The sequence below is a fragment of the Hymenobacter jeongseonensis genome (assembly GCF_015694725.1).
Taxonomy (GTDB): domain Bacteria; phylum Bacteroidota; class Bacteroidia; order Cytophagales; family Hymenobacteraceae; genus Hymenobacter; species Hymenobacter jeongseonensis.
On the sequence record NZ_JADQDQ010000012.1, the window covers coordinates 100,028 to 108,699 of the forward strand.

General features: G+C 56.0%; 6 protein-coding genes. 2 read left to right on the plus strand and 4 right to left on the minus strand.

Features of this window, described 5'->3' with window-relative positions; genetic code table 11:
- Positions 1–3: 3 nt before the first annotated feature.
- From I2I05_RS18780 to I2I05_RS18790, 3 genes are all read right to left on the minus strand, one after another.
- Positions 4–411, minus strand: coding sequence for a hypothetical protein (locus tag I2I05_RS18780; protein ID WP_196283790.1), 408 nt, complete (start codon positions 409–411; stop codon positions 4–6).
- 76 nt (positions 412–487) lie between these two features.
- Positions 488–658 (minus strand): hypothetical protein, encoded by a 171-nt coding sequence (locus I2I05_RS18785; RefSeq protein ID WP_196283791.1) that lies wholly within the window; start codon positions 656–658, stop codon positions 488–490.
- A gap of 201 nt (positions 659–859) precedes the next feature.
- Positions 860–2,107, minus strand: coding sequence for a tyrosine-type recombinase/integrase (locus I2I05_RS18790; RefSeq protein ID WP_196283792.1), 1,248 nt, complete (start codon positions 2,105–2,107; stop codon positions 860–862).
- A 539-nt stretch (positions 2,108–2,646) separates the two neighbouring features.
- On the opposite strand from I2I05_RS18790, the gene I2I05_RS18795 reads away from it, so the two are divergent.
- Positions 2,647–4,131 carry a TSUP family transporter gene (locus I2I05_RS18795; protein WP_196283793.1) on the plus strand — a complete coding sequence of 495 codons (1,485 nt, stop codon included), beginning with the start codon at positions 2,647–2,649 and terminating at the stop codon, positions 4,129–4,131.
- A 501-nt stretch (positions 4,132–4,632) separates the two neighbouring features.
- Here the strand turns inward: I2I05_RS18795 and I2I05_RS18800 are convergent.
- A complete protein-coding gene (locus tag I2I05_RS18800; protein ID WP_196283794.1) occupies positions 4,633–5,493 on the minus strand; it encodes a hypothetical protein in 861 nt (286 codons plus the stop codon).
- A gap of 1,081 nt (positions 5,494–6,574) precedes the next feature.
- Here I2I05_RS18800 and I2I05_RS18805 point away from each other — a divergent pair.
- Positions 6,575–8,672 (plus strand): PA14 domain-containing protein (locus I2I05_RS18805; protein WP_230688421.1); only part of this gene is annotated, 2,098 nt, incomplete at its 3' end.

Consider the following 8,672-nt stretch of genomic DNA (forward strand, 5'->3'; position numbering starts at 1 on the left):
ATTTTATGCCTCTTGAAGCCAGGCACTGGCTTGGTCGAGGTCGTCAAAAACGGCTACCTGCAGGCGGCGGCGCAGGCCGTCAAGCACCGTTTCCGTGTGCAGGCGGTGGCCCGGGTCCGGCGTGGGCAGGGCGGCGTAACGGGCCAAGGCCGTTTCGGCCAGCGTTTGGGGCAGCCACTGGTCGAGCAGCCACAGCCGGTCGGCTTCGTCGGGCGCTTCGGGCATGGCATGGTGGTCGGCTAAAATGGCTTTCAGTTTGTGGCGCTGCAAGAGGTTGCGCACATGTACGTACAGGGCCCGAAACTCTGGGCTCGTCAGCGGCGCTCCCGTCCAGTGCAGGTACACGTAGGCCTGGGGAACAAAATCGACCGCGCCCACGGCATTGGAAAAATAGAAACGAGTCGGAACCACGCGAATAAACTAAGTCGAAACAACTGCCTTACGGGTAGACAGCACGCACGGCTGAAAACTGCCTCCGCCCGGCGGGCTACTCCGATGCGCTTTTCGTCGGCGGCTCGGGGTCGCGTGCGGCTGCCCGGGCCGGTGGCACGCCAATGCTGTCTTCGGTCGTTTTCTCGCAACCCGCTAGCGTGACAAGTAGGGCGGTCAGGTCCAACAAGGCCTTAAACTGTCCAAAAACAGCATTAGAAGTGCGCATAATAAATTGATAAAGAGAATACAACGCGCTGACACAAATCCTTAAAACGGTCCTTTTGAGGGTACTCACGCCTCTGCTGCACGGCACCAACCCTTGCCCGTAGCGAACGTGAAGGCGAGAAGAAGGGGCCCAACTGCTCTAATCATTTGACGCAGCCAGAGTAAGTAGTGTATAAGAAAACGGTAGTTTTTTTTAAAGAAATTAGTCATTCTCAGCCCATGCTTTACGGGATGCTTCAATTTGGCGGGCAGTGGTGTTTTGATTGTAGCGCAGGGTAGTTTTAGTATTCACATGGCCGGTTGCCTGCATGACCACTTCCAGGGGAATGTTCTGGGCCAATGAAAGCGTGGTAAAGGTGCGACGGGCGGTGTGACAACTAATCAGTTGGTACTTGGGAACAGCTATTTTCTTTGGCTGGCTGGTTTGCCTGTAATAAGTAATTTTCTCGGTGAGGTCGTTAATGCTGGCCCGTTCACATACTCTTTTGATGTACTCGTTCAACTTGGGGTTAGTAATAGGTCGCAACTCGCCCCGCCACCATTTATCCAGCAATTGCCGGGTGCACTTCCGTACATAAACCTCCACCGCGATGTCCGTGGTCTTTTTCGGCACAAGTTGCAGCACATCGCCTTTGTCATGTTCCTTTCTCAGGGACATGGCATCGCTATAGCGCAGGCCGGTGTAGGCCATGAGTAGCCACAACCCTCGCGCATTCTCCAAGGAAGGGGGCAGGTCAGTCAAGGCTTCGAGCTGACTTAGCTCCTGGGAGGTAAGCGATACCACTGCGGGTTCAACAAACTTCCACCCCCATCCCCGAACATCAATGCGTGGAGTAAATCCTCGGTCAGCGGCGTCCGCCAAAAACTCTTTCAGAATTTTGAATTGCTTGTTGACGCTGCCATCGGCGAGTTTCTTCTCCTCGGCCAAGTAAGCTCCGAATCGGTCTTTCCACTCGAGGGTCAGGTCAGCATATTCTAAGGGTCGGTGGGATTGTTCGGCAAAAGCCACCAAGTGATTATAGGTAGTGCGATGGGACTTGACCGTATTCGCCGTATTCTTTTTGGTCATCCGGTCCAGGTAAGTCACGAAGTCAGAAAGGGGTTGCGGACGCACTGGCGCCGATGCAGCGGTATTTTCAGGCTCGACAACTGCTCGAAGCTGCTCGGCGGTGGGAAGCCACCCAGCAGCCCGACATTCCTGCCAGTAGTCGAGCAACCGCTTTTTCATGCGTTCGTTGTTCGCATTGATTGTCCGGTTACGGTCCGTCTCAGCGCCACGCTTTGGTGTCTTAGCACGTTGCTCGTCTCCGCCATCCCATTGGTCGGGCTGTATTTTATCCCCCGTATAAATGCGAACCCGACCACCCCCATTTTGAGGATTGAACCATATAAAAATTGCCGTGGGCTTTTCGCCGTTAGGCTCCTTGAGATGAAAGGAAACCGTAGCCATAAGTGGAGAGGATTGATTCAGTGCTCAAGTTACGGAAAATCAAGTCCAGGGTACAGTATAGGGTACAAAGAATCAGTATAAGGCAGGAAATCATTCTATACGCTCTCGTTGCATCCTATGAGAAAATCCATCAGTTAAGCCCATTATCAATATTTTTCAAAAAAACCACATGAAGAATCATATACCAGTGGGTATAAGTAATATTCCCCTACGGACTACAAAGTGTCACCTATAGACACAGCAAAACCCTTCTTAGCAATAAGGAGGGTTTTTTTATGCCTTCTAAATTTCGTGGCGTTTCAAGCGAAGTAAAATCTTCAAGGCGTCTGCTCATTCGGTTGATGGCTGCTTTCTTCGAAATAAGGTTGGTGTAACACTCCCCTTCCAGCAGCGCTATTCATAACTGTCGGGCCGTGCTACGATTGTATCGGGCAAGGCTCTGCTAATAGCACGGCTACTTGGCTAAGAGTTGTGGCTGTATAGACGGCAAAAATCGCCGTATCTTATCGCCCCAGGCCCGCTTGTCCCGCTATTAATCAGTGTCACTCTTCACTTCGCCTCCTCCTACTAGCAATGCGTTGTTTCCGGTTTTCCTGAAGCTGGAGCAATTTCGGGTGCTGTTGGTGGGGGGTGGCAGTGGGGCGCTGGAGAAGCTGATGGCCATCCTGCACAACAGCCCTGCCACGGCCGTGACGGTGGTGGCGCCCCGACTACTGCCCGCGTTTGCGGAACTGGCTGGGCAATACAACCGGGTGCAGCTGCATGTACGGGCCTATGCCGAAGCGGACCTTGATGCGCACGACTTGGTGTTCGTGGCTACCGACGAGCCAGCGCTGAATCGGGCCATCAAGGCGGCGGCGGCAGCGCGCCGTTTGCTCACCAATGTGGCGGATATGCCGGATGAATGCGATTTCTACCTGCCGTCGGTGGTGCACAAGGGCGACTTGAAGGTGGCCATTTCCACCAACGGCAAGTCGCCCACGCTGGGAAAGCGGCTGCGGGCCGTGCTGGAGGAATCACTGCCAAACGAAACGCAAAGCCTTATGCAGCAGCTGGCCGTCATTGGCCATCGATTACAGGGCGATTTTACGCAGAAAATCAAATACCTAAACGCCGTGACGGCCGAGCTGGCCTACGGGCCCGCTTTTGAAACGCCCGCTACTGCCTACTGGCGGCGCGTGGCCACGGGCGCACTGGTCACGTTTGCGCTGTTTATTCTGCTCAATATTCTCTCCTACTACGTGACGTGGGCGCAGGCCTGGGCTTTTGTAAGCAGTTCGGACACGTTTTACCTGTTCGTGGCGGTGGGGTTTGTGGCGCAGCTCATCGACGGCTTGCTGGGCATGGGCTACGGCGTGGTTTCGGCCATTAGCCTGATGTCGCTGGGGCTGAATCCGGCGGCGGTGAGTGCCAGCATTCACACGGCCGAGATGTTTGCCAGCGGTGCCTCGGGCTACCAGCATTACCGCTTCGGCAACGTTAACAAGCGCTTATTCAAGGCGCTGCTGCTGCCGGGCGTGGCGGGGTCGGTAAGCGGCGCGTTGCTGCTCTCCTATTTTGGCGAACAATACGCCAACTGGATTAAGCCCCTTCTGGCTTTTTACCTGCTGCTGCTGGGACTACGCATTCTGAGCAAAGCCTTGCGCCGGCAGCGGGAACGGCGGCGCAAGGTGAAAAATGCGGGTTGGCTGGCCGGGGCCGGGGGCTTTCTCGACTCATTTGGTGGGGGTGGCTGGGGGCCGCTGGTCACCAGCACCCTTATTGCCAATGGGCGCACGCCGCAGTACGTCATCGGCACGGTGAGTTTGGTGGAGTTCTTCGTGACGTTCGCCAGCGCGCTCACCTTTTTCTCCATTCTGGGTATTTCGCATTGGCAAATCGTGGCCGGCCTCATTGTGGGCGGCGTGGCTGCGGCACCCCTGGCTGCCAAGCTCAGCGGGCGCATTCCCACCCGGTGGATGTTTGTGGGCGTAGGGCTGATGGTGATTGGGTGGAGCTTATGGACCCTTCGCAAGCTGTTTTAAGGCCGCTTTTTGATTGACAAAACGGATTGCTCTGTCTTGTTGAACATCCAAAGGCCTCCCCTCTTAAAACGACTCGGCTAAATTCCGTTCCGCTTGCGGTGCCTGCACTAGGCTGCCGCACCTTATCGCCCGCGCCGCTGGGGTGTCCACCAGCACAGACGCCAGCCGGACCCGTTGCCCGACAAAACGCCTGTGGTGGTAGTTGGGGAGGCCCACGCAGTGGGTAGACCACCGGTACAGTTTCCCCAGTGTATCGCTACCTCTGGTGCTTCTGATAACGATGCGCTCCTTCTTATTTACGGCCCAGAAACCGCCTTGGCGATGCCAGAAATACGGAATTCAGGCTTCGGTTATTTGGTATTCGTTTGGTTTTGAAATTCCTGGCGCCAGTTAGGCTCGGTATCCATCCCAGGGGCCGCGCTGGGCATTTCGCCGCCCCGGCCGCCGGGCACCCGGTATTTTACTCCGTATTCCTACGTATCACCCTTGCTAACCAGTGGGCTACCGCCGGCGCGCCATGCGGTACAGTCGTCCCTTTTCATTGCTTACTACCAAGGTCGAATCGTTGAGAAACACCACGCCTTCGGCCTGGCCGGTGGTGGGCAGGGCCCGAAACTGCTTGCGCCCATCGAAAAGGCGCTGGCCAGGCTGCTGAGCAAATAGAAACACGCCCCCGTAGCCAAGCAAGGCCACCGTGCGCCCGTCCGGGCTGATGTCGGCCGATGTGATGGGCCGGTTCAGGCGGATGCTGTCGCGCAGCACGGCCACGTGCCGGCCCGGGCGGGCGGGCAACACGTAGTGCTTCACCCATTGCTGCCGGCTACGGTCCTTGCTAAACAGGTGCAGGGTGTCGTTGAACCAGAAAAAAGCCTCGCAATCGAAATTGCGGCGGCTCCGGCGCGGGGGGAAATCACGCTGGTCGGGGTAGCGAAAGGCAATGGTATCGACCCGGGGCTGGCCAGCGCGCGGGTTGGTCCGGTAAATGGCCAGGTTCCGGCGCTGGTTGGCATTGTTGCCAAAATCTCCGATGTACAGGCACCCGGCTGCATCCCGAGTTAGGTCCTCCCAATCGGTATTTGGCAGGGGCGCGAGGTCGAGCAGCCGCACAGTCTTATGGGGCAGTACCACGAGGAAGAGGCAGGCCGGCGTGCCGCCGTCGCCGTGGCTCCATACGCCTTGCGCAGAATCGGCAAGCGCCAGGCCGGAGCTTTCGCGCAACGCTGCCGGAAGCCGTCCCATGCGCTGCACGGCATAAGGCGCCCGCTTAAACGGGCCGCGGCCGTGATTTGCCGGGGCGCCGATGAGCAAAGCGTGCAAAAATACGACTATCGGAAAAAGCGCGTCACGCAGCAGATATGGCATAAGTACAAATTGATGCGAAGCGGGATTTGCTACCAAGGCAGCAGGGACAGTCAACAACTGTGGCACTGCTCAGCACGAAGCGGGCAAAAAACTCCTGCGTCAGTAAAGATAGTTTTATCCTATTTGAATGATGCTAAAGCCAGCCAACAGGCTATCCAATCGTGCAAAAGATGGGCGAATAGCGAAGTATTATAACCATCTGAATGAACCTATGCCAACTAAATGCCATGCTGAAATACTGCTTACAAAAGAGATAAGCAAGATTCTATAAAGGTGTATTATTTTATAAAAACTCTAATTATCACATACTTATTAGTCCACAAAGCATCGATACGCAGCGCTTAGCCTGGTAAGGCGTTGTGCTCCTTTCACTCCGTGTGTGATTGGGAAAGGATAAATCAGCGGGAAACTATTCACAGGAGTTGAAGAGGGGAAATCCTATCTGGCCCCTTGTGAAATTTTATAACAAATCCAATACAGGTTAGGCAGCAATTAAGGTTGAGGGTTGCACCGCCCACTTACAAGAAAAAAATGATGTACAAAATTATGTCCTGCAATTCTGCTTTGCTCCGGGCCGCAAAATCCTAAAACCGGATAGGTAAATAGTGAGAGCAAGCGTAGAACTCCGTCAGCGCGATATTTATTTGATTTTCAATTATTTGAAATCAATAAAGCTTGGGTAACGACTGACAGCTAAGCTCCAGCTTAAGCAAGCAGGATGCTCTCTTCTATTGCGCTACTTATATGAATAGTTTTTTCTGGAAAGTGGCCTTGTTTCCAAGCCATTACGGCTGAGGTTAGTCTTGTTTCTATAAATCAACTAGTACTTTTGTAAGAGCCGAGCATTATTGTATCCTACCAATACAACACCTCTTTCAGTATTAAATTTTTTTAACTTAAAGTACAATTACTATTGAGACGCTTTCTTTCACTTCTGCTCTTATTTATCAGCCAGTCTGTTTTTTACGTTAACGGCCAGACACCTACGCGAACTGCAAAAGACTATATTAGACCCTACACCGAGCCGTTTCAGTACGGCGTCAATCTTGGATATTACAGTTCTGCCTGGACCGACGAAAAGATGGCGGCAGCTTCCCAGAAATTGGGCGTGCATTCGGTACGGCCTACGCTGCCCGAGCACTTCGTTGAACAGTACGGCTACGGCATCCGGGCCGGCACGTTTGATGCCTATTTGAATACCTACGGCATGAAGGAGCTGACCTGCTTTGTGGAAGGTCCCTCGGAAGCGCACCGCGACCAGACCATCTACCCCGGCGGGACTCGTTCTTCGCGGCTGTTTGCCCGCATGTACGACCCCATCTGGAACGCCGATGGCACCGTGAACCAGAACAACTACTACGCTTACTACCTCTATAAATTGCTATTGACCTACGGCGACAAGGTGCGCTTCTGGGAAGTAGTGAACGAGCCCGACTTCACGTACGCATCGAACAAGGACGCGTGGCTAACCCGGGCGCCCACGCCCGACGAGATGCCGAACGTGCAGGCCCCCATTTTCCACTACGTGCGCATGCTGCGCATTAGCTATGAGGTAATTAAGAAGTACCGCCCCGATGCGTACATCACCACCGGCGGCGTGGGCTACCCCCAGTTTGTGGATGCCCTGCTGCGCTACACCGACAACCCCGACGGCGGCAAAGTAACAGCCGCCTACCCCCACACCGCCGGCGCGTACCTCGACGCGCTGAGCTTCCACAGCTACCCCACCTACTCGCTGCACTACTGGGACACCAGCATCAACGGGTTCAAATACACTCGCTCGTCGGATTACGCCATTGCGCAGCTGCTGAAAGAGCGGCAGACCATGGTGGACGTGCTGAAGAAGTACGGCTACGGCACCACTTATCCGGCCAAGAGCCTGCTCATGTCGGAAGCCAACGTATCGCGCCGCACTTCCGACGACCGCACGGCGTCGGACGAAGGCCAGCGCAATTTCGGCATCAAATCCTTGGTTTTGACGCAGGTAAACGACATTAAGCAGTTCTATTTCTACCAGTTGGGCGAGTCGGTGAACGCGCCGGCGGTGGGCACGTCCGTATCGGGTGCCGATGAGCTGGCGCTGATGGGCTTATACGAAAACTTCAAGCGCGACGCCCCCGGCGCGGAGAAAGTTACCCAGTTGGGCCAGGCCTTCGCCACTACTTCCAAGCTCCTGTACGGCTATAAGTACGACGCGGCCCGGACCGCCGGCCTGGCTTTGCCCAGCAGCCTCAACGGCGCGGCTTTCAGCAAGAACGGCGTGTACGCCTACGTGCTGTGGGCTAAGGCTTTGGTCGACAACACGGAGTCAGCCAAAGGAACGTATTCCTTCCCTGCTAGCTGGAACCTGACCAGCGTGCAGCGCTACGAGTGGAACCACGCCACCACCAACGCCAAAACCTCCGTATCGCCGCAAAACATTGCCCTGACGGAGACGCCTTTGTTCTTCACCCAAGGCACGGGCAGCGTGGTGGTATCGCCCACCCCGACCCCAACGCCTACGCCTACGCCTACGCCAACTCCGACCCCCACCCCTACTCCGACGCCAACGGCTTGCACCGGCACGGGCAGCCTGCTACGCGAACAGTGGAACAACCTCTCGGGCACGGGCATCGCCGCCATTCCGGTTACGACCAAAGCGACCAGCAGCGCCGCCATCACGCAGTTTGCTACCCCCAACCAGACTAACTATAATAACGGGGCGCGCATCCGCGGCTACGTTTGCCCTCCCCAGACCGGTGACTATATCTTCTGGATTGTGGGCGACGAAACAGCCGAGCTCTACCTGAGCACCAGCGATGACCCCACCAAGAAGGTGCGCATCGCCTACAGCACCGGCTGGACCAGCTCGGCCAGCGACTTCACCCGCATGCCCAGCCAGCAGTCCGTAGCCATCAAGCTACAGGCCGGCACGCGCTACTACATCGAAAGCCTGCACAAGCAGAGTTGGGGTGCCGGCTACCTTACCGTGGCCTGGCGCCGTCCCGACGGCGTTCGTCAAGAACCTATTCCCGGTTCGGCCCTGATTCCCTTTGGTACAACGGCAATTGCACCGGCTCCAGCACCAACTCCTGCACCGGCTCCATCGCCAACACCAACAGCCTGCGCTGGAACGGGGAGCCTGACGCGGGAGCAGTGGAACAACGTGAGCGGCGCCACCGTGGCCGCCGTGCCCACCG